Origin of the sequence: uncultured Gemella sp. (genome assembly GCF_963525165.1) — a bacterium.
Taxonomy (GTDB): domain Bacteria; phylum Bacillota; class Bacilli; order Staphylococcales; family Gemellaceae; genus Gemella.
The window spans coordinates 31,838-52,365 of the sequence record NZ_CAURJN010000008.1 but is presented as its reverse complement, the minus strand read 5'-3'; the positions used below and the strand labels follow the sequence as shown (position 1 = coordinate 52,365).

Annotated in this window: 21 protein-coding genes; 17 read left to right on the top strand and 4 right to left on the bottom strand. The window is 29.3% G+C overall.

Annotation, left to right across the window (positions count from 1 at the left end; all coding sequences use genetic code 11):
* The first annotated feature begins 1 nt into the window (after position 1).
* The 5 genes from RWQ74_RS02805 to codY all read left to right on the top strand — a co-directional run bounded on the left by RWQ74_RS02805 (position 2) and on the right by codY (position 5,510).
* Entirely contained in the window at positions 2 to 433 is a 432-nt protein-coding gene (locus RWQ74_RS02805; protein ID WP_314396595.1) for a hypothetical protein, read from the top strand.
* A gap of 497 nt (positions 434 to 930) precedes the next feature.
* On the top strand, positions 931 to 2,082 hold the full coding sequence (locus RWQ74_RS02800; protein ID WP_314396593.1) for a cysteine desulfurase family protein: 1,152 nt from the start codon (positions 931 to 933) through the stop codon (positions 2,080 to 2,082).
* Positions 2,072 to 3,322: a tRNA uracil 4-sulfurtransferase ThiI gene (thiI, locus tag RWQ74_RS02795; protein ID WP_314396591.1), complete on the top strand. Its 1,251-nt coding sequence runs from the start codon at positions 2,072 to 2,074 to the stop codon at positions 3,320 to 3,322. The genes RWQ74_RS02800 and thiI overlap by 11 nt, the downstream gene beginning before the upstream one ends.
* Before the next feature lie 21 nt (positions 3,323 to 3,343).
* Positions 3,344 to 4,648 carry an FADH(2)-oxidizing methylenetetrahydrofolate--tRNA-(uracil(54)-C(5))-methyltransferase TrmFO gene (trmFO, locus tag RWQ74_RS02790; protein WP_314396589.1) on the top strand — a complete coding sequence of 435 codons (1,305 nt, stop codon included), beginning with the start codon at positions 3,344 to 3,346 and terminating at the stop codon, positions 4,646 to 4,648.
* Between the two features lie 79 nt (positions 4,649 to 4,727).
* Entirely contained in the window at positions 4,728 to 5,510 is a 783-nt protein-coding gene (codY, locus tag RWQ74_RS02785) for a GTP-sensing pleiotropic transcriptional regulator CodY (RefSeq protein ID WP_314396588.1), read from the top strand.
* A gap of 79 nt (positions 5,511 to 5,589) precedes the next feature.
* Here codY and RWQ74_RS02780 read toward each other — a convergent pair whose 3' ends face one another.
* From RWQ74_RS02780 to RWQ74_RS02770, 3 genes are all read right to left on the bottom strand, one after another.
* A complete protein-coding gene (locus tag RWQ74_RS02780; RefSeq protein WP_314396586.1) occupies positions 5,590 to 5,970 on the bottom strand; it encodes a thioesterase family protein in 381 nt (126 codons plus the stop codon).
* 16 nt (positions 5,971 to 5,986) lie between these two features.
* Positions 5,987 to 6,460: an 8-oxo-dGTP diphosphatase gene (locus RWQ74_RS02775; protein WP_314396584.1), complete on the bottom strand. Its 474-nt coding sequence runs from the start codon at positions 6,458 to 6,460 to the stop codon at positions 5,987 to 5,989.
* A 90-nt stretch (positions 6,461 to 6,550) separates the two neighbouring features.
* Positions 6,551 to 6,742: a DUF2929 family protein gene (locus tag RWQ74_RS02770; protein WP_314160204.1), complete on the bottom strand. Its 192-nt coding sequence runs from the start codon at positions 6,740 to 6,742 to the stop codon at positions 6,551 to 6,553.
* Between the two features lie 246 nt (positions 6,743 to 6,988).
* Between RWQ74_RS02770 and RWQ74_RS02765 the strand changes: the two genes are divergently transcribed.
* The 9 genes from RWQ74_RS02765 to RWQ74_RS02725 all read left to right on the top strand — a co-directional run bounded on the left by RWQ74_RS02765 (position 6,989) and on the right by RWQ74_RS02725 (position 14,468).
* Positions 6,989 to 7,873 carry an NUDIX hydrolase gene (locus RWQ74_RS02765; RefSeq protein ID WP_314396582.1) on the top strand — a complete coding sequence of 295 codons (885 nt, stop codon included), beginning with the start codon at positions 6,989 to 6,991 and terminating at the stop codon, positions 7,871 to 7,873.
* A 27-nt stretch (positions 7,874 to 7,900) separates the two neighbouring features.
* Entirely contained in the window at positions 7,901 to 8,605 is a 705-nt protein-coding gene (locus tag RWQ74_RS02760) for a YoaK family protein (RefSeq protein ID WP_314396580.1), read from the top strand.
* A gap of 174 nt (positions 8,606 to 8,779) precedes the next feature.
* On the top strand, positions 8,780 to 9,679 hold the full coding sequence (locus RWQ74_RS02755) for a tyrosine-type recombinase/integrase (RefSeq protein ID WP_314396578.1): 900 nt from the start codon (positions 8,780 to 8,782) through the stop codon (positions 9,677 to 9,679).
* A gap of 12 nt (positions 9,680 to 9,691) precedes the next feature.
* Positions 9,692 to 10,393 (top strand): segregation/condensation protein A, encoded by a 702-nt coding sequence (locus tag RWQ74_RS02750; protein ID WP_314396576.1) that lies wholly within the window; start codon positions 9,692 to 9,694, stop codon positions 10,391 to 10,393.
* Position 10,394: 1 nt separating this feature from the next.
* Positions 10,395 to 10,943: an SMC-Scp complex subunit ScpB gene (gene scpB, locus RWQ74_RS02745; RefSeq protein ID WP_314396574.1), complete on the top strand. Its 549-nt coding sequence runs from the start codon at positions 10,395 to 10,397 to the stop codon at positions 10,941 to 10,943.
* 9 nt (positions 10,944 to 10,952) lie between these two features.
* The gene (locus tag RWQ74_RS02740) at positions 10,953 to 11,684 is read left to right on the top strand and encodes a pseudouridine synthase (protein WP_314396572.1); all 732 of its coding nucleotides are present in this window, start codon (positions 10,953 to 10,955) and stop codon (positions 11,682 to 11,684) included.
* Between the two features lie 21 nt (positions 11,685 to 11,705).
* Positions 11,706 to 12,422 carry a response regulator transcription factor gene (locus tag RWQ74_RS02735; RefSeq protein ID WP_314396571.1) on the top strand — a complete coding sequence of 239 codons (717 nt, stop codon included), beginning with the start codon at positions 11,706 to 11,708 and terminating at the stop codon, positions 12,420 to 12,422.
* An 11-nt stretch (positions 12,423 to 12,433) separates the two neighbouring features.
* Positions 12,434 to 13,735, top strand: coding sequence for a MurT ligase domain-containing protein (locus RWQ74_RS02730; RefSeq protein ID WP_314396570.1), 1,302 nt, complete (start codon positions 12,434 to 12,436; stop codon positions 13,733 to 13,735).
* Positions 13,736 to 13,739: 4 nt separating this feature from the next.
* Complete coding sequence (locus RWQ74_RS02725; RefSeq protein WP_314396568.1) at positions 13,740 to 14,468, top strand: glutamine amidotransferase; 729 nt, start codon at positions 13,740 to 13,742, stop codon at positions 14,466 to 14,468.
* A 45-nt stretch (positions 14,469 to 14,513) separates the two neighbouring features.
* On the opposite strand, the gene RWQ74_RS02720 is transcribed toward RWQ74_RS02725, so the two are convergent.
* Positions 14,514 to 15,755, bottom strand: a complete 1,242-nt coding sequence (locus RWQ74_RS02720; RefSeq protein ID WP_314396566.1) for an aminotransferase class I/II-fold pyridoxal phosphate-dependent enzyme — start codon at positions 15,753 to 15,755, stop codon at positions 14,514 to 14,516.
* Positions 15,756 to 15,901: 146 nt separating this feature from the next.
* Here RWQ74_RS02720 and RWQ74_RS02715 point away from each other — a divergent pair, with 146 nt between their 5' ends.
* The 3 genes from RWQ74_RS02715 to lon all read left to right on the top strand — a co-directional run bounded on the left by RWQ74_RS02715 (position 15,902) and on the right by lon (position 20,526).
* Positions 15,902 to 16,750, top strand: a complete 849-nt coding sequence (locus tag RWQ74_RS02715; protein WP_314396564.1) for a type II CAAX endopeptidase family protein — start codon at positions 15,902 to 15,904, stop codon at positions 16,748 to 16,750.
* Between the two features lie 247 nt (positions 16,751 to 16,997).
* Positions 16,998 to 18,206, top strand: a complete 1,209-nt coding sequence (gene clpX, locus RWQ74_RS02710) for an ATP-dependent Clp protease ATP-binding subunit ClpX (RefSeq protein WP_314396562.1) — start codon at positions 16,998 to 17,000, stop codon at positions 18,204 to 18,206.
* A 22-nt stretch (positions 18,207 to 18,228) separates the two neighbouring features.
* Entirely contained in the window at positions 18,229 to 20,526 is a 2,298-nt protein-coding gene (gene lon, locus RWQ74_RS02705) for an endopeptidase La (RefSeq protein ID WP_314396559.1), read from the top strand.
* The last annotated feature ends 2 nt before the right edge of the window (positions 20,527 to 20,528 follow it).

The following is a 20,528-nucleotide window of genomic DNA, read 5'->3' as shown; positions in this document are numbered from 1 at the left end:
AGTGTACGAAAAAACAATAAAATTTAAATTAGAAAAAAAATTCTTCAATCAAGCAGGTTTTTTAGATAATAAATATGTTTATGATTGGATGAATTTGGCTAAGAAATATTATTTAAATGGCTTAGGAATAGATATTGATTCATTAATGAATTATAATTTATATTATGCCGATATTGATGTTAGGTATTCAATTAGGTCGAATATTAGATATAATAGTCAAGATATATTTATTAAGACGTGGATAGAAAAACATAGCGGTATTAAAACTATATTTTCTTACGAATTTTATGTAGATGGTGAGGTAGTAATCCTTGCTACAAGTTCACATAATATTCTTGGTACTGATAGTGATCGTGCTATTAGAATAGACCGTAATTTACCGAAATGGGACCAGATTCTTAAAGATGTTGTAGGTAATGAATATATAGAATAGGGCTGCTTGAAGGCAATGAACAACTAGTAACTATGAGAAATGATAGTTACTAGTTGTTCCTTTTTTAATTATTTATTAACAAAGTAGCGCTATAAGGTATTAATCTAAAAATTATAATCGAGTGAATTAGTGGTGAATTTTTAACGTAGATTCTACCTTAGAAATAGTTTCTGGTTAGGTATTTGAGTCAAAATTTTAAAAAAATTTATATGAGAATTCATAAACGTAGTGATTTATTGATATCTAAATTTGCTTTATAAAAGCTTTTTAGATGTCTAATAAACTTTGAATGAGTGACTTGAAATAATCGATTTCTTCAAAATTATGATTTTTCAGTTGCTTCTTTAATTTGGGAATTAACATGAATGAATTAGTTTTATTAACAATAGCCACTTTAATTGATAAAATATCTATTTTGTTATATACTTTAAGGTGGTTTAAAATGTAATAATTTTAAAATTAGAAATATATATAATAAAAGAAGAAAGGTAGATAGTATGATATATTTAGATAATTGTGCTACAACTAAACCGTATAAAGAAGTGCTTGATACATTTGTTGAAGTTAACAATTCTTATTTTGGTAATGCTGCTAGTATCAATAAGTTTGGAAAAACGACTAATAAACTTCTTTCAGCTGCCAGAGGACAAGTAGCATCTATCTTACAAGTGGCGGAAGACAGTATATTTTTTACATCTTGCGCTACTGAAAGTAATAACATAGCTTTACTTGGAAGTGTTGAACATAAAAAAGATTTTGGTAATAGAATTATTGTTTCAAAAATTGAACATCCGTCAGTTTTAGAATCTTTTAGAGAATTAGAAAGAAGAGGGTTCATATTAGACTATTTAAATGTTGATGAAGATGGAGTAGTCGATTTAAATCATCTAAAAATACTACTAACAAAAGAGACGATTTTATTAAGTGTAATGCAGGTTAATAATGTTTTTGGAGTAATTCAACCAATAGAAGAAATTTCAGAAATATTAAAAGATTATCCGAAGGTTCACTTCCATGTTGATGGAGTACAGGGGGTATTAAAAGATAAACTTGATTTATCAAAAGTTGATAGCTATGCTATTTCAGCACATAAATTTCATGGTATAAAAGGTATTGGTGTACTGTATTTAAAATCTAGAAGAACAGTTCACAATATAACTTTTGGTGGAGGTCAAGAGGACGGTTTACGTAGTGGAACGGTAAATGTTGCAGCTGCGGCAAGTCTTGCGAAAGCTCTGAGATTATCACAAGAAAAAGTAGAAGCTGTAAAAATAAAACATAGAGAATTTAAGGCTATGATTGTTAATGAATTTTCAAAATACAAGCACATGGTGATTAATTCACCTTTAAATGAAAAGTATATTGATTCAATTATAAATATAAGCTTACCTAAAATAAAAGGAGAAGCAATAGTTAATGCCCTTAATGAAAGGGGGATAATGGTTTCAACGACAAGTGCGTGCTCATCTAAAACTTTTCATCTTAACGAAGCACTTTTTGCAAGAGGGCTGTCAAGAGAGAATATAGAGGGAAGCATTCGTGTAAGTTTTTCAAATGAGACTACTAAACAAGAAGTTGAAACATTTATTGAAGTATTCATTGATGAATATAATAAAAAATTTAAAGAGGTAATTGAAAGTGGAATTTAGTCATATTATAGTAAGATATGGAGAACTTACATTGAAGTCTGGTAACAGAAATGAGTTTTTAAAAAAATTAACTAAAAATATTCGTTACAATCTTCAAGGATTAACAGGTTTCCATGTCCAAACAAAAAGAGATAGAATGTATATTCATCTAGCTCATAATGAAGATGTTCAAGAAATCATGGAGAGATTAAAAAAAGTTCCAGGTATTCACAATTTTTCTCCTGTATTAAGAGCAGGATTAGATGTTGAAGAAGCAAAAAAAGTTATTGATAGACTTTTAGAAACTAAATTGGATAAAGAGTATAAATTCAAAATCCAAACAAAAAGACCAAATAAAAACTTCCCACACAATACTAACGAATTAAATAACGTATTTGGAAGTCATGTTTTAATTAATTATAAGAATTTAAAAGTAAATGTTAAACAACCGGATTTTATAATTAATGTTGAAGTACGAAGTGAAGGAATTTTTATCTTTACTGACTTTATTAAAGGGGTAGGAGGATTCCCGGTAAATACTTCTTCTAAAGCATTGTTGTTATTATCAGGAGGTATCGATTCTCCGGTTGCTGCTCATACTTTACAGGTTAAAGGTGTAGAAGTTGAAATGATTCACTTCCAATCACCGCCATTTACTTCAGCTGAGGCTTTACAAAAGATTTTTGATTTAACAATTAAATTAAGTCAAGTTGTAGGTAAAATTAAACTTCATGTTGTAAACTTTACAAAACTACAAACAGAAATTGTAAAACGTGTACCTTCAAATTATACAATGACTTCAACTAGAAGATTTATGTTGCGTATCGCTGAAGAAGTAGCGAAAAAAGAAGGTTGTTTAGCTATTGCTACAGGTGAATCTCTTGGTCAAGTAGCATCGCAAACGCTTGAGTCAATGAATTGTATTAATGAGGTAACTAATTTACCAGTTCTACGTCCATTATTAACTATGGATAAAGTTGATATAATTAAAATAGCACAAGAAATAGATACTTTAGAAATTTCTAATTTACCGTTTGAAGATTGTTGTACAATCTTCACACCTAAAGCACCGAAAACTAAACCAAGATTAGAAAAAATAACAGCTTATGAAGCTCGTGATGACTATTCTGATCTAATTGCTGAGACACTAGCTAGTGTGGAAACATATCTATTCGATAAGAATGGTAGAGTAGTTACTCAAGATATGAGAGAACAAGAAGTTAAAAAAGAAGAAAAAGATGATTTTTCTGGATTACTATAAAGATAGAAAGAGAGACGATTAATGGAAAAAAAAGTAATAGTAATAGGTGCTGGTTTAGCAGGAAGTGAAGCTGCTTGGCAACTAGCAAAACGTGGAGTTAAAGTAGATCTTTACGAAATGAGACCTAAAAAAATGACACCTGCGCACAAGACTCAAAATTTTGGAGAATTAGTATGTTCTAACTCATTAAGAGCTAATAACGTAACAAATGCTGTTGGTCTTTTAAAAGAAGAAATGAGAATGTTAGATTCTATTATAATTAAATGTGCAGATGCGACTCAAGTACCAGCAGGTGGAGCATTAGCTGTAGATAGAGACAAATTCTCAGAGATGATTACTGAAACTATTAAAAATCATCCAAATATTAATGTAATTGGTGAGGAGTTACCAACAATACCTAAAGGTGATATTCCTGTAATTGTTGCAACTGGTCCACTTACATCAGACGCACTAAGCCAAGATATCAGAAATTATACGAAACAAGATGGATTATACTTCTACGATGCAGCCGCTCCTATTATCGAGAAAGATTCAATCGATATGGATAAAGTTTACCTTAAATCAAGATATGATAAGGGTGAAGCTGCGTACTTAAATTGTCCGATGACAAAAGAAGAATTCTTTAATTTTTATAATGAATTGATAAATGCGGAAGCAGCACCATTAAAAGAATTTGAAAAAGAAATTTATTTTGAAGGTTGTATGCCTTTTGAAGAAATGGCGAAACGTGGAGAAAAAACTTTATTATTTGGACCTATGAAACCAGTAGGTTTAGAAGATCCAAAAACTGATAAACGTCCATATGCTGTTGTACAATTACGTCAAGATAATAGCGAAGGGACTTTATATAATATCGTAGGATTCCAAACACATCTTAAGTGGGGAGAACAAAAGAGAATTATTAACATGATTCCAGGATTAGAAAATGCTAATATTGTCCGTTATGGAGTTATGCATAGAAATACATACTTAAATTCTCCACAATTATTAGAAAAAACTTATAGATTAAAAGAAGAGAAAAACATCTATTTTGCTGGTCAAATGACAGGGGTAGAAGGATATGTTGAAAGTGCAGCTTCAGGAATTGTGGCAGCATTAAATGCTCTACACAATACAGAAGATAAGGAAGTAGTATTCCCAACAGAAACTATGATAGGTGCAATGGCAAATTATATCGTAGATAATACAAGTAAAAATTTCCAACCTATGAATGCAAATTTTGGAATTATTAAACCACTTCCAGAAAGAATTAAAGATAAAAAGGAAAAATACGAAAGATATGCTAAAAGATCACTTGAAATGTTAGAAAATTTCAAAATTGATTAAATTAATTTTTAAAAAGTCTTACAATTTATTAAAATTAATGGTATAATAAGCTAGGAAGTATTTTGTAAGGAGAAAATTAATGGCAAGTTTATTACAAAAAACAAGAAAAATAAGTACAATTTTACAAGAAGGACGCCATGAAAATGTAGATTTTGAAGCTATGGCTATGCGTCTTAGTCCAATTCTAGATTCAGTCGTATATATTCTTGATACTGAAGGTAATATTCTTGGATATGATTCTATAGTTGATTATTCTAATGAACGAATGGAACAAATTATTCAAGCAAGAAAAGTGCCTAAAGCATACTTAGATGCAACTTTAAAAGTTTATGCCACAAAAGTTAATATTCCATTTCAAGATCCATTGTCAATTTTTCCAGAAGAAGAACACGAGCGTTTTGAAGGAAATAGCTATACTGTAATCTTACCTATTAGAGGTGGGGGAGATCGTCTTGGGACATTAGTTATAGGTAGAATGGACAGTGACTTTAAAGATGACGATTTAGTATTAGCTGAATATGCATCAACAGTAGTAGGAATAGAAATTCTGCATGAGAAACAAGATAAAGAGAAAAACTTAGCGCGTGATAAAGATATGGTTAATATGGCATTAAATTCATTATCTTTCTCAGAAAAGGAAGCTATTGAACATATCTTTAGAGAATTAGATGGGACTGAAGGGTTACTTATCGCTAGTAAAATTGCTGATAGAGTAGGAATTACTAGATCTGTAATCGTAAATGCATTAAGAAAATTAGAAAGTGCGGGAATTATTGAATCTAAGTCGTTAGGAATGAAAGGGACTTATATCAAAGTTCTAAAAGAATATTTCTTAGAATTAATGTTTTCTAATGAATTTTAAAAAATAAAATTGTAAAAAAAGAAAGATCGTTTGTGTACGGTCTTTCTTTTTTTGCTATTTATGATAATTTTAATGTTTCTTATGAAAGTTTGCTTAAGAATTTTTCGTTATTAATGATTACTCTAGTGTGCGTAGCATCCCCAATTTTTTTATCTGCCTCAAAAGCTTCCAAAGAAAAAACTATAATTTTTTCTTTGATAATTTCTGTTACCTGACCTTGAACGGTGATTTCTTTACCGACAAGAGTAGGCGCTAGGTGATTTATATTGATGTTGCTACCAACACTACCTAAGTCATCTGTTAGGAAGGTATTCAAGTAATTTTTAGCGGCGTTTTCCATAAATGCAACAAGACTTGGTGTTGCAAGTACATCTAAATCACCACTCCCCATATTTTTAGCAGTATGATTTTCTTCTACTATAAAATATTGTTTGAACTCTGTATTAATTTTAATATCCATAATATTATCCCTCTATTTATTCATAAAATGTTACTTCATAATCGATAAATATATTATCTTTATAGTTGAATTTAGCTGAGAAGAATGGTTTATCTTTGACTAACCAATCAAGAAAGATATAATCTCCTTCCCATGTTTTTATATTGTGTATTTCTGATTTTTTCACCCATATTAGATCGCCTTCGTTGCAATCTTCAGTCAAACTTCCTTTATAATTTGTCGCAGTATATACGTAAGTGTACCAGTCTTTTTCACCATCGAAATTAGGGAACGTTATAATCCCTCTAAGTTTCGGTTTTATTATGTCAAGATTTGTTTCTTCTTTAACTTCTCTAATGACACAGTCTTCTGGACTTTCACCTGGTTCGAATTTTCCACCAACACTAATTGTTAAACCTTCATGTATATCATTTTCTTTTTTATTTCTTTTTAACATTAAAAAACTTTCGCCATCATCAACGTAGCACATAGTTGCAAGAACATTGTTCATATAATTATCTCCTATATTTAAAGAAAAAGTAGGAAGGAGGAAACACTCCTCAATACCTACTTACAAAATTTTTATGTATTTACTAAAAAATTATTTTTCTTCGCGTTTTTTATCTAAACCTACTACGTCTAATAGCGCAACAAAAATTGTAAATAATACAGCAAGTATTGCACAGTCACGAAGTGTATTAATCTCACCATTAGTTCCCAAAATAGATGAAACGATAAATACTATAACAGCTGAAAATATAAACGACCAAATAAGTGAAATAATATATTTCATTGTCACCACTCCTTAAATTTTATCTACAATATCTATTATACAACTATTCTTATAAACTAGCAAGATTTTTATTGATATTTTATGTATTTATATATCTTTTAAATTATAGAGAAAAGGTGTAGAATTATAATAATGATATGTGAGATGGACTTTTATAGGGAATTCTATGAAAACGATATTAAGATTTTATAAATTGTAGATATAAATAAAAATTATGTTATAATATATACAACGTGGAGGTTACTGATGTACCAAAAAGTATACATAGATGATAATATTGAAAATTTAATAACTGATGAAATTAGGAGAATATTTAATGATTATGCTATACCTTTTAGTTTTATAAAAGATTCAAAAATTGTGGATAGAAATGCATTGTATTTAACTAATGATAAAGATAGGCTGAGTGATAAGTTAATAAATGTTTTTTTATTAAGTGAAGAATATGATTTTTTAGATGTAAAAAATGCAATTTTTATTAAAAACATAGAAGATATAGTAAATGTTATAAAAAATGATGTTTGGAAAAATTGGGCACAGGAATTGCAGTTTTTAGCGCAGTGTAGTTTGGCATATAGTAAGGATAGATTTGATAGAGAACGTTCTGAAAGAATTAGAGAAATTGCATGTGAGATGCTGTCGTTCAAATATGATTTACCAATTGAAAAGATAAAAATGGATTTTGCTGGTGAAATAGGGTATCAAACACCCAAAGTTGAAACTAGAGCGGCGGTAATTAAGGATAATAAGATACTGTTGGTTAGGGAACAATTTGATGGGAAATGGGCGCTACCAGGTGGATATCAAGATGTGAATATGAGTATTAGAGAAAATGTTATAAAAGAAGCAAGTGAGGAAGCAGGCGCTGTGGTTAAACCACAAAAAGTAGTAGCAGTCTTTGATTATAATAGACATCATCACGTTAATTTTCCATTTGGTATGGTGAAAATATTTGTCTTATGTGAATATATTTCTCATAATTTTCATGAGAATACGGAAACTTTAGGTGCCGAGTTCTATTCATTAGATGAATTACCGGAATTATCATTAACTAGAACTACGAAAAAACAATTGGAGATGTGTTTTGAATGTTCTAAAAATCCAGAAAAATGGGATACTGTATTTGATTAATATATTTTAGGAGATGGTTTTAAAAATATGAATTTACGAGAGACTTTAATAAATAAAAATCTTCCCGTGCACGAGCAACTCATGTTTTGTTTGTTGTTAACTGCGGTTGGGGGTTTTTTCGATGCCTATACATTTGTTAACTGTGATGGTATTTTTGCTAATGCACAGACAGGAAATTTAATTTTTGTAGGTATAGACTTAATTGAAGGAAACTTTCGAGAGGTCTTACATTATTCAATACCGATATTGTCTTTTATAGTAGGAGTATTGGTAAGTAAACATATCGAAACGAAGTATAAAGAATTATCTATATTTAAACACATATATATGTTATTGCTTACACAAATATTTGCTTTGTTGGTTATATTATTTAAACATCAATATTTAGGTGTAGATATTAGACCTATTGTAATATCATTTATCTGTGCAATTCAGTTTGATGGTTTTAGAAAAGTAAATAATTTAGTTTTTGCAAGTGTATTTTGCACAGGTAATCTGCGCTCTATGAGCGAGCATTTATATAAGTATGTTGTTTTGAAGAAAAAAGAAAGTAAAACTCCTCTTGCGATTTATTCTACGGTTATCTCGATGTTCTTATCGGGGGTAGTTTTAGGGGCTGCAATGTCAAAGATTTTCTTGCATAAAGCGATTTTTGTACCACTGATTATTATATGCATTAACTTATTTTTGGTTACTACTATTTATCATAAGTTTGGGCGAAAAAAAATATAAAATAATAAAATTTCAAGGCGATTTTAGATATTAGTTACTAACTTTTATAAACGTCTTGAAATTTTTATATTTAAATAAAAATTGTTATAAATGCATTTACATAAAGTTTTATAGATGTTATAATCAATATAGAAATAAAAATTAGGGTAATTTTAATACTAAGGGGGTATTTTTATGAGTGAAACAGTATTAAAAAAATTCAATGAATATTTGTTAAATAGAAAAGAGTTTTCTACTAACACTATTAATTCGTACGATAGGGATTTGAAAAAAATCTTTTTATATTTAGCGGAAAAAGGGTATTCTACTGAAGATTATTCTTGGTTAAATGAAGAATTTGTATCTAGATACATTGATTATCTTAAAGATAAGGATTATTCTTCTGCAACTTTATCAAGAACTATTTCGACTGTTCACATCTTTGTGGAGTATTTATGGATTGAAAAGATTATTCCAAATAGAGTAAATATAGAAGTTCATATCGACAAAGAAGATCATCATGATTTAGTGATTTTCACAAGACAAGAAATTGCTAAAATTCTTGATGTGAAAACGAACAATTTAATGGGGTATAGAGATAAAGCTATTTTTGAATTATCTTATTCTATTGGAATTAAACCAACAGAGTGTATTAATCTAGAACTTAAAGATGTTAATACTACTATCGGATATTTAAAATATAGAAAAAAAGATGGCTATAGAACAATAGCACTTAATAGAGAATCAGTTGAAGCTATTGAAAATTATATAGTAGAGTTGAAAAAAGAATATCCAAAAATCAAAGATGATAGTAAATTGTTCTTAAATCATGACGGTGAAGGTATTAGTCGTCAAGGCTTTTGGAAAATATTCAAAAAACGTCAACAAGATTTAGGATTAACAAAAGAACTAAATACTATGAATTTTAGAAATTCTCTTGCTATTCATCTGCTAGAAGATAAGGTGCCTGCAGAAGAGGTTCAAGAGTTATTAGGTTTAAAAAATATTCATAGTTTAAAACTATATTTCTCTAGTTTGGAGAGAAATAAATCGAAAAGAATGATGACGAATCATCCAAGAAAAACGATTAATTAAAGGATAAAATAGATGTATAATGTTAACTTAGAGGTTTTTCAAGGCCCACTTGATTTACTTTTGCATTTAATTGAAAAGATGGAGATAGATATTTATAATATACCTATAGCTCGTCTAACAGAGAGTTATTTGGAATATATAAATAATAGCGAAGAATTTTCATTAGAAAATGCAGAGGAATATATTGTAATGGCAGCAACACTATTACACATAAAGAGTAAAAATTTACTTCCTAAGTTTGAAGATGAAACTATAGAAGACGAAGAAGATTTGGTTCAACAGCTTCTTGATTATAAAAATTACAAGGAACTTAGTGAAAAACTTGATAATCTTCAAAAAATTAGAGCACAGTTTTTAGATAAAGAAAGTGTAAATATTGAAGTAGAGGGTAGTATAGAAACACTAAGAATGCCTTCTTCGAAGTTGTTACGAGCTATGGAGAATATTCTTAGATCTCTTGAAGATAAAGAAAATGACGTGTCATTGGTAAGTTATCGTAGAGAAGTTTCATTTGAACAGGTGAAAGAAGAACTAGTTAATAAGTTTAAAAACAGAAGAAATATGTCATTTTTCGAGTTGATTAAGTCATATTCGCAAAAGAATGAAGTTGTTTTGGTTTTTATGGGGATATTAGCGATGATTAAAGATCAGGAATTGCTATGTGTTGACAAAGATAGTGAAATCATTCTAGAATATAAATCGAAGGAAAATTAATATGCTATTAGATGAAATAAAAAAAATAATTGAGGCTTTACTTTTTATGAAAGGTGAAGAAGGGCTTAATATTGAATATTTCTCTACTTTTATGGAAGTTGAGTCTCATGAAGCTGAAAATATGCTAAATGTATTTTGTGAGGAGTATAATAATGCTAATAATTCACTAATAATTAAGAAATTTGGTACAACTTACAAAATGTTATTAAGAGATGAGATGGCTGAGGTAATAAAAAAAGCTGTAATATCTAAAAATCTTGTTAAGTTATCCAAAGCTTCTTTGGAGACTTTAGCAATTATCGCATATAATCAACCGATAACAAAAGTTCAAATTGATAAAATAAGGGGTGTAAGTAGTGATTCTATATTACACTCTCTTGTTAGTAAAGAACTTGTAGTATCTAATAAGACATTAGATACTATTGGTAAACCAAAGCTATATGAAACAACTGATATATTTTTAGATGTTTTTGGATTAGAAAGTTTGGAACAATTACCTAAATCGGAAATTGTTACTAGTGAAGAAATAAATAAATTTTTACAAAATTAGGAGGACGAGATGGCAGAAAGACTGCAAAAATTAATAGCGGCATCAGGGTACACATCACGAAGAAAGGCTGAACAACTTATTCTTGATGGAAAAGTGAGTGTTAATGGTGAAGTTATAAAAGAATTAGGAGCCAAAGCGGAACCGAGTGACATTATTATCGTAGAAGGAGTACGATTATTAAAAGAAAATAAGAGATATTACTTATTCTATAAACCAGAAAAAGTAATTACGTCTATGTCTGATGAAAAAGATCGTACATGTGTAAAAGACTTTTTTGAAAATGTTAATGAACGTGTAGTACCTGTGGGAAGATTAGACTACGATACTTCAGGCGCACTTATTATGTCAAATGACGGTGAGTTTATTAATTTAGTAACACACCCTAAACATAAAATTAAAAAGACATATGTTGCGAAAATTAATGGTAAATTAGAAGATAATCATCTGAGAATACTTCGTAATGGGGTTAGAATCGATAATTATAAAACTGCTAAGGCAGAAGTAAATATTGTTAAAAATAAAAATAAGAGTGGAAATACGCTAGTAAGATTAACAATTCATGAAGGAAAAAATCGCCAAGTAAGAAAAATGTTTGAAGCATTAGGTTATGAGGTGATTAAATTAAAACGTGAATCTATAGAAGATTTAACTTTAGAAGGGCTAAAAAAGGGTGAGTATAGACCTCTTACAATTCATGAAGTAAAAAGACTTATTAATAAGGCTAAAAATGGAGAGAAGTAAATAATTAGGAAGTGATGTATTGTGGCAGAGAGAGTATTAATAATAGATGACGAAGAAAGAATTAGAAAATTATTAACTATGTATCTTGAAAAAGAAGGATATATTGTTGATGAAGCTAGTAATGGTCATGATGGTTTAGAAAGATTAAAGTATATGGACTATTCTTGTGTGCTTCTAGATGTTCAACTACCGATGCTGAATGGGAAATCAATTTTATCGGAACTTAGAAAGACTAAGGCGACACCGGTGATAATCATGTCAGCTCAAGCTGATGAACAAAGTAGAGTTGAAGGATTTGAATTAGGTGCAGATGACTATGTTGTTAAACCTTTTAGTCCAAGAGAACTTATGTTAAGGATAAATGCAATTCTTCAGCGAACAAAGAGAAGTGTCTTTTATACTCCAGAACTTTATGCAAAAGATGTACTTGTTTTTCCAGGATTAATCATTGATGTTAATTCGCATAAAGTTATTGTCGATGACAGTGAAGTATTGTTAACTCCTAAAGAGTTCGATTTGCTACTATTTTTAGCTAAATCACCGGACAAGGCATTTAAGCGTAATGAAATACTTCGTGCTGTTTGGGATTATGATTTTTATTCAGATCTTAGAACTGTTGACACTCATATTAAACGTGTTAGAAAAAAATTTGATAAAATATCTCCAAAGGTTGCTCAGATGATTGTAACGGTTTGGGGAATAGGATATAAATTTGATACATCACAAAATAGTCTATAAAAGGAGAATATATGCTAGCATTTTATAGAAATTTAGCAAAGTTAACTAGAACTGCGAGTAAATTAGCAGGAAAAAAGGGAACAGATTTACCTGGTAAGGTATTAAGAAAAGTAAATGATAATGTTCTTACTAAATTAGCTAGTGATTTTGATGAAATTGTTTTTGTAACAGGGACTAATGGAAAAACGACAACATCAAATCTTATAGGTCATACTTTAAGATCTGCTGGTGAAAATTTTATTAATAATTTCGAAGGAGCAAATATGTTAGATGGTATTATCTCAACGTTTGCTATTCAAGGGAGAAATAATACTAAATTAGCTATTATTGAAATTGATGAAGGTTCTATTAAACGTGTTATGAAATATATTACACCGACGAAATTTGTTATTAATAACTTCTTTAGAGATCAAATTGATAGATTTGGTGAGATAGACACATTAATTGCGACGATTGGAGAACAGCTTGAAGGTAAGAAAATTCAGTTAATCTTAAATAGTGATGATCCATTTGTTACAAGACTTTCTAAGTATGGTGAAGATAATATATATTTTGGAATTGCAAAAGATGCATATCAGTTTTCTGATTTTGGGATTTCTGAGTCTAAATTCTGTCCAAATTGTGGTATGGAATTGATTTATGATCATGTTCACTATAGTCAACTTGGGTTTTATCATTGTTCTAAATGTGATTTTAAACATCAAAGCGTTAAGTATGAAGTAACAAGAGCAACTGTTGAGCCTTTTATTAATATGTGTATTAATAATGGAGAAGCAATTGAGACGAAACTTGCTGGAGATTACAATATTTATAATTTACTTGCAGCTTATTCTTTACTTAAAGAATTAGGGTTATCTGAAGAAAAGATAAAAAATGGACTTGGAACATATACTCCTACTAATGGTCGTATGCAGAGTATTAGTTTTGCAAATGGATCTACAGTATTATTAAATTTAGCAAAAAATCCGGCGGGGCTAAATGCATCATTAGCTATTGCTAATTCCATTAAGGAAGAAATAAACTACTTATTGGTCCTTAATGATAACGGTGCTGATGGATTTGATATATCATGGATATGGGATACAGATTTCAATATACTAGCAGGACAAAATATTAATAATATAGTTTGTTCTGGAAAGCGGGCAAAGGAATTAGCTCTAAGATTAAAATATAGTGAAGTAGAAGCTAATATTGTTGTTTATGAAGACATATCAGAAGCTGTAGTTAAGTTGAAAGAATATACTGAAAAATATGCGATTGCTATTCCTAATTATACAGCATTGGTAGAAACTCAAAGAGAATTGGAGAAATAATTCTATGGATTTAAAATTATATCATTTTATGCCAGATAAATTGAATTTATATGGTGATATAGGAAATGTGATTGCGCTAAAGAAACGTTGTGAATGGCGTGGAATTAACCTTGAGATTGAAAATATTACATCTACTGATGGTGTTAAACTAACAGATTGTGATATGTTTTTTATCGGTGGTGGCTCTGATAGAGAGCAATGTATTGCAACTGAACAGTTTAGTAAGATTAAGAATGAATTCAAAGCTGCAATAGAAGATGGAATTCCAGCTCTTACTATTTGTGGTGGTTATCAATTTCTTGGTGAGTATTATAAAACTGTAGATGGTGATAAGTTACCAGGATTAAATATACTAGATTTCTATACAGAGTCGAAAAAAGATGCCCCGCGTCTTATAGGTAATATACTAGTTGAATCTGAAAAATTTGGTAATATTGTAGGGTTTGAGAATCATGGTGGAAGAACATATCACAATTATGAAACATTAGGAAATGTAGTGGTTGGATACGGAAATAATGATGAAGATAAAAAAGAAGGGATTCTATACAATAATCTGATTGGAACTTATCTTCATGGTCCAATTTTACCTAAGAACCCTAATGTAACAGATTATTTAATCAAAGCTGCATTAGATAACAAATATGGAACTTATGACTTTATTGAATTAAATAATGATATAGAGTTGAATGCTAATAAACATATGGTCGAACTGTTGAAAAAATCTGTAAAATAAATAAAAACTAGGTGAATCTGTATTTAATTCACCTAGTTTTATTTATTAAAATTGTTGTATACATTCTTTAAACTTAGTGATAAGTTCAAGAATTAATTCTTTATCTAAGCATGAGAATGCTATTCTTATATGCTCATCATCCATTGAATACACTCCATATTTGTATTCATTTAAGAATTTTAATCTAAACTCGTGTGCATTAATTGTGCTAGGTAGTTTAATAGTGAAGAAATAACCAGAGTTGAAAGGTAAAACTGTAACTAAAGTATCTATTTGTTCTTTAGTGATAGCTGATTTTAGTTCATTATATCTTTCTTGGATAATATTATCATTTTCTTCTTTTTCTTTAAGTGATTCTTCGTTGTCTAGTAATCTTATTGCAATTTGTTGCGATAAGTTTGATGGCGATGATGTTGTACTTCTTAAATATCCTTGTGTTTTTTCTTGAAGTTTTAGTCGTAATGAGTCATCCTTTGTGTAATATGTGATGAAACCTACACGTAACCCCCAACTATAATATTCTTTAGTAATTCCATCTAATTTAACTATTAGGCAGTTTGAATTTTCTGCAAGTTTATATGTTGCACTAAGAGTAGGAGTTTTGTGATTATCTTCGAAAAATAATCCGAAGTAAGCATCATCAGAAACGATGATAAGTTGTTTATTTGGGTGCTCTTTAGCGAAAATGTTAATTACTTCAACTAATTGAGTTAATTCTTTATTTGATGGCGTATAACCTGTTGGGTTATTAGGAAAGTTTAATATTAATGAAATTTTATCTTCTTTAATTGCATATAGTGCTGTTTTAAAGTTTTCGACACTAAAATTATTATTTTCATCAAATTGGTTGTATTTATAGATGTTGTTCCCTAATTTAATTGTGTATATTTGTGCGTAGTTTTGCCAAAATAGATTTGGTAAAAGTAAAGCATCGCCAGCTTCACTAAATAAGTTTGCCGCAATATCAATACCTTGTGTAATACCTGTAGTTACCATTGGTAAAGATAAATATTCATCATTGATTTTTGGGTTATCTTTTAAGATTTTTTCTTTCCATAGTTCTCTCATCTTAGGTAATCCTGGTGTAGGAGAATATGGTAAATATTCTGAATTATTTATTTCTGTTATGACTTTGTTTATTGATGGTAGTGCCATTGCTTTTTTGTTTGCTGTAGCGATACCGATAGTAGCATTTATTGCTCCTACAACTGCGGCTGTTTCTTTCGATTGAATTAGTACGTCTTGAGGTAAAATAATATTTTCACCTAATTTTGAAAAAAATGACATAGTATTCCTCCTGTTTAGTATATAAATTAATTATACCACTAATAGCTGATTACTAAAAGATTTTAACAAGAGTATTTTTATAATCGTAGCTAAAATTTGTTATTTATGGTAGGATAGTAATATCTGATTAAAGTAGGAGAATTTGAATGAAAAGTGTAGACTTATTAAAAAATAAAGGTGTAATGAATTTTACTTCGATATTCTTACTAATTATTGCATATTCATTTTTACAAGGTATACTATTTGAATATATCTTTAAAAATATAGTTGGGTATAATATTATATCTGTTTTATGTTCGTATATATTTTCAGCTTTTATTTTATTATTTTTTATTAAGTATTTTGAAAAAACAACGATTGATTATTTTGGTTTTAATAAAGAAAATAATTTAGTAGCTATTAAAGCTGGGTTAGGACTAGCTATATTTAGTGTTTTAGGAGTAGTAGCTATTTTATTGATGTCGAATAACGTATCGCTAACCTTATCTAAGGATTTAAATATTGGCATGATAATTATTCTTATTATATTAGTTTTAATACAAGGTTTTCTAGAAGAGATTGTTTTTAGAGGTTATTTGATGACTAGATTAGCAGCAAAAAAAGGGAAATGGATAGCCATTATATTGAGTTCGCTATTTTACTTAGTATTCCGTATGTCTAATCCGACTACATCAAAACTAGATTTAATAAATATATTTTTAATATCAATTGTAATGTCATTATTATATTGGTATTTTGATAATGTTTTAATTATTGCAATTTTTCATGCTTTTTGGAATTGTATTTCAGGTGTGATATTTGGGTTTAATATAAGTGGGATTAGGGTATCTGATTCAATATTTATTGTTGAGGCAATTAGTGATAAACAAATACTAATCGGAGGAAGTTATGGAATAGAGGGTAGTATTATTGCTACAGTTTTCTTTGCTATTTTAGGACTTTTGGTGTATATGGGTTTATATTTAAAAATGTTTAGAAAGATTGCAAAGAGATAATTAGAAATTGACTAAGATATAAAATTTTAAGATTATTATTTTATATCTTATTTTTTATTGTTTTTAATGCTAAAAAGTAACAAAACAATCAGTTCAAATGTTCTTATATTAATTATTTTTAGTACTATTTGCTAGTAAATATAGATAGAATATGTTATAATAATGTGTATCTTTTTGGGCTTTATATCGATTTGATAATAAAAAGATAATAAGATATAAGAAAAGTTCAATAATGTGAGGTGTAATTATGGTTAAAAAGAAAGATGAAGTAAGATGCTCTTTTTGTGGAAAAAATACTAACGAAGTTTTTAAAATGATTGCAGGGAATGACGTGTTTATTTGTGATGAATGCGTTGATTTATGCTCAGATATAATCGAAGAAGAAATTGACTATAGAAATGCAAAAAATAAACCGGTATTTAAATTATTAGAACCTCAAAAGATCATGGAACATTTAAATGAGTATGTAATTAGCCAAGATAAAGCTAAGAAATCAGTAGCTGTTGCTGTTTACAATCATTATAAGAGAATTATAGCAAAAGAAAACAAGGGTATTGAATTACAAAAAAGTAATATTGCTTTAATAGGTAGCACTGGATCTGGGAAAACGTTAATAGCGCAAACATTAGCGAAGATGCTTGATGTTCCTTTTGCGATTTCTGATGCAACTACATTAACAGAAGCTGGATATGTAGGGGAAGATGTTGAAAATATTCTTCTTCGCCTTATTCAAAGTGCAAATTACGATATAGAAAGAGCGGAAAAAGGTATTATCTATATCGATGAAATTGATAAAATTGCTAAAAAAGGTGAGAATGTTTCAATTACACGTGATGTTTCTGGAGAAGGGGTTCAACAAGCTCTTCTTAAAATTTTAGAAGGTACTGTCGCTAGTGTTCCACCACAAGGAGGAAGAAAACACCCTGGTGAAGAAATGATAAAAATAAATACGAAGAATATACTATTTATTATTGGTGGTGCATTCTCAGGTATTGAAGAAATTATTAAACGTCGTCTTGGAGAAAAAGTTATTGGTTTTTCTAAGAGTGATGAGTTAAATGATAATGAGGATATCATTTCTAAAGTTAAACACGAAGATCTTGTTAAGTTTGGTATGATTCCAGAATTTATAGGACGTATCCCAGTGGTATGTTACCTTGAAGAACTAGATGAGAATGATTTAGTTAGGGTTCTAACAGAGCCTAAGAATTCGGTAGTTAAACAATATGAATATTTATTTGAACTTGATGGAGTAAAACTAGTATTTGAAAAAGAGGCATTAGTAGAAATTGCTAAAGAATCGATTAAGAGAAAAACAGGAGCTCGAGGCTTACGTTCTATTATCGAAGAGTTACTTTTAGATGTAATGTTTGAAATTCCAAGTAAAAAAGATATTAAAACTTGCACGGTAACACGTGATAATGTAATTAATAAAACAAAACCAATTTTAAAATAAATAGGTTAGAGAGGAGTTCGTTTTGACAAAATATTATTTATTAGAGAATAGAGATTTATTCTTTCCGTCTAATACTTATACAATAGATGTAACGGACAAAAAATTTTTAAAAACGATAAAAACTGTAAAAAAAGATAAAATTCCAGTTTTTGTAACGTATAAGAGAAAACCAATTGATAGTTATGATGATTCATTTTCTGAAGAGGATGTATTTGATAGTAATGGATTCAATGTTTTCTTTGGTACATATGGTCAACTTACAATTGATAAAAAAAATAAAAAGTATGAATATCACTGCTACGGTATAGCTGAGGTAAAGAGTGGTGTTTATAACAATAATATTGTAGAAAATTTAGATATTAATATAAGAGAAATCGTAGATAATGGATTTGATAAAGAAGGATTATTAAATAGCATCAAAACAAAGTTTGAAAACTATTTAAAGAGAGAGAACTTTGATATTGATTATTATAAAACTGATGATTTAGAGAAATTTATAAATAAAAATATTAAATTTTTCCCAATCGATAAGATGCTAAAACAAAGAGTATTGTTTTTACTAGATTTAGAGAAAAAAGCAATTTTCTTAAATAGAAGTTTAGAAGCGTTTTTAGTTGGTAATAGTTATAAACGTGAAATAGATGAAAAAGTTCGTACGAATATCGATAATCAACAGAAAGAGTATTTCTTAAGAGAACAGATGAAAGTTGTGCAAGATGAATTGAAACAAATTGCACCTGAAGATGATGATATTGAAAAAATTCGTCAAGCGATTAATGCAATTGAGTTATCTGAAGAAGACAAGGCAGTATTATTAAAGGAAGTAGACCGTTTAGAGAAAACACCGGTAATGAGTCCAGAACATTCTATAATTAGAACTTACCTAGATACTGTAGTGGCTTTACCGTGGAACACATTAACTGATGATGAAATTGATATACAAAATGCCGAAAAAATTCTAAATGAAGATCATTATGGTCTAGAGAAAATTAAAAAAAGAATTTTAGAGTTTCTAGCTGTTAAGAAGTTACGTGATGATATGAAGTCACCAATATTATGTTTATCTGGACCTCCAGGGGTAGGTAAGAGCTCATTAGCTAAGTCTATTGCCGCTTCTATGGGAAGAAGTTTTGTACGTATTTCTTTAGGAGGTGTCCATGATGAAGCTGAAATTCGTGGACATAGGCGAACATATTTAGGTGCTTTACCTGGTAAAATTATTCAGTCACTGAAAAAAATTAAAACTAAGAATCCTGTTATTTTATTAGATGAAATTGATAAAATGGCTTCTGATATAAAAGGTGACCCGGCAGCTGCAATGCTTGAGGTGATTGATCCAGCTCAAAATAATGAGTTTGTTGATCATTACTTAGATATTCCATTTGATTTATCGAAAGTGCTGTTTATTGCTACTGCAAATAATTTAAGTTTAATTCCAGCGCCTCTTAGAGATAGGATGGAAGTTATTGAACTTGAATCATATACGATTAAAGAAAAGGAAAATATTGCTACTAAGTATTTAATTCCACGTCAAATTAAAGAAAATGGACTTAAAAAAGGTCAAATTACTTTTAGTAAGCAAGCTATTAATAAAATAATTAATGGATACACTTATGAGGCTGGTGTTAGGAATTTAGAGCGTATCTTTGGTTCTGTTTGTAGAAAAGCTGCGTTAAAAGTTCTTAAGGGTGAAGAGAAAATCAAGGTTGGAGTTAATAATCTTGAGGAATTTGCGGGTCCAGAGAAATATAGTGCTAAAGATAAAAATGTAAAACCTGAGATTGGATTAGTTAATGGTTTAGCATATACTGTTGTAGGTGGGGATACACTTGAGATAGAAACAGGAATTTCTAAAGGTAATGGGAAAATCATTTTAACTGGTAAGCTAGGGGATGTCATGAAAGAGTCAGCTCAAATGGCTATTTCATTTTTACGTTCTAATGCAGAAAAACTAGGAATTGAAGATGTTAATTTTTCAGAAATTGATATACATCTACATGTTCCAGAAGGAGCTGTTCCTAAGGATGGTCCGTCAGCAGGTATTACTATTACTACTTCAGTATATTCAGCTTTAACTAAAAAGCCAGTTGATAATAACATTGCGATGACTGGAGAGATGACTCTACATGGTAAAGTACTACCAATCGGTGGGGTTAAAGAGAAAATCTTAAGTTCTGAAAAAATGAATATTAATACTATTATTATTCCAACTAAGAATAAAAAAGATTTAATTGATATACCTGAAGAAGTTCTTGAAAAATTAACTATTCACGCAGTAGACAATATTCAAGAAGTATTTAAAATAGTATTTGGAGAATAATA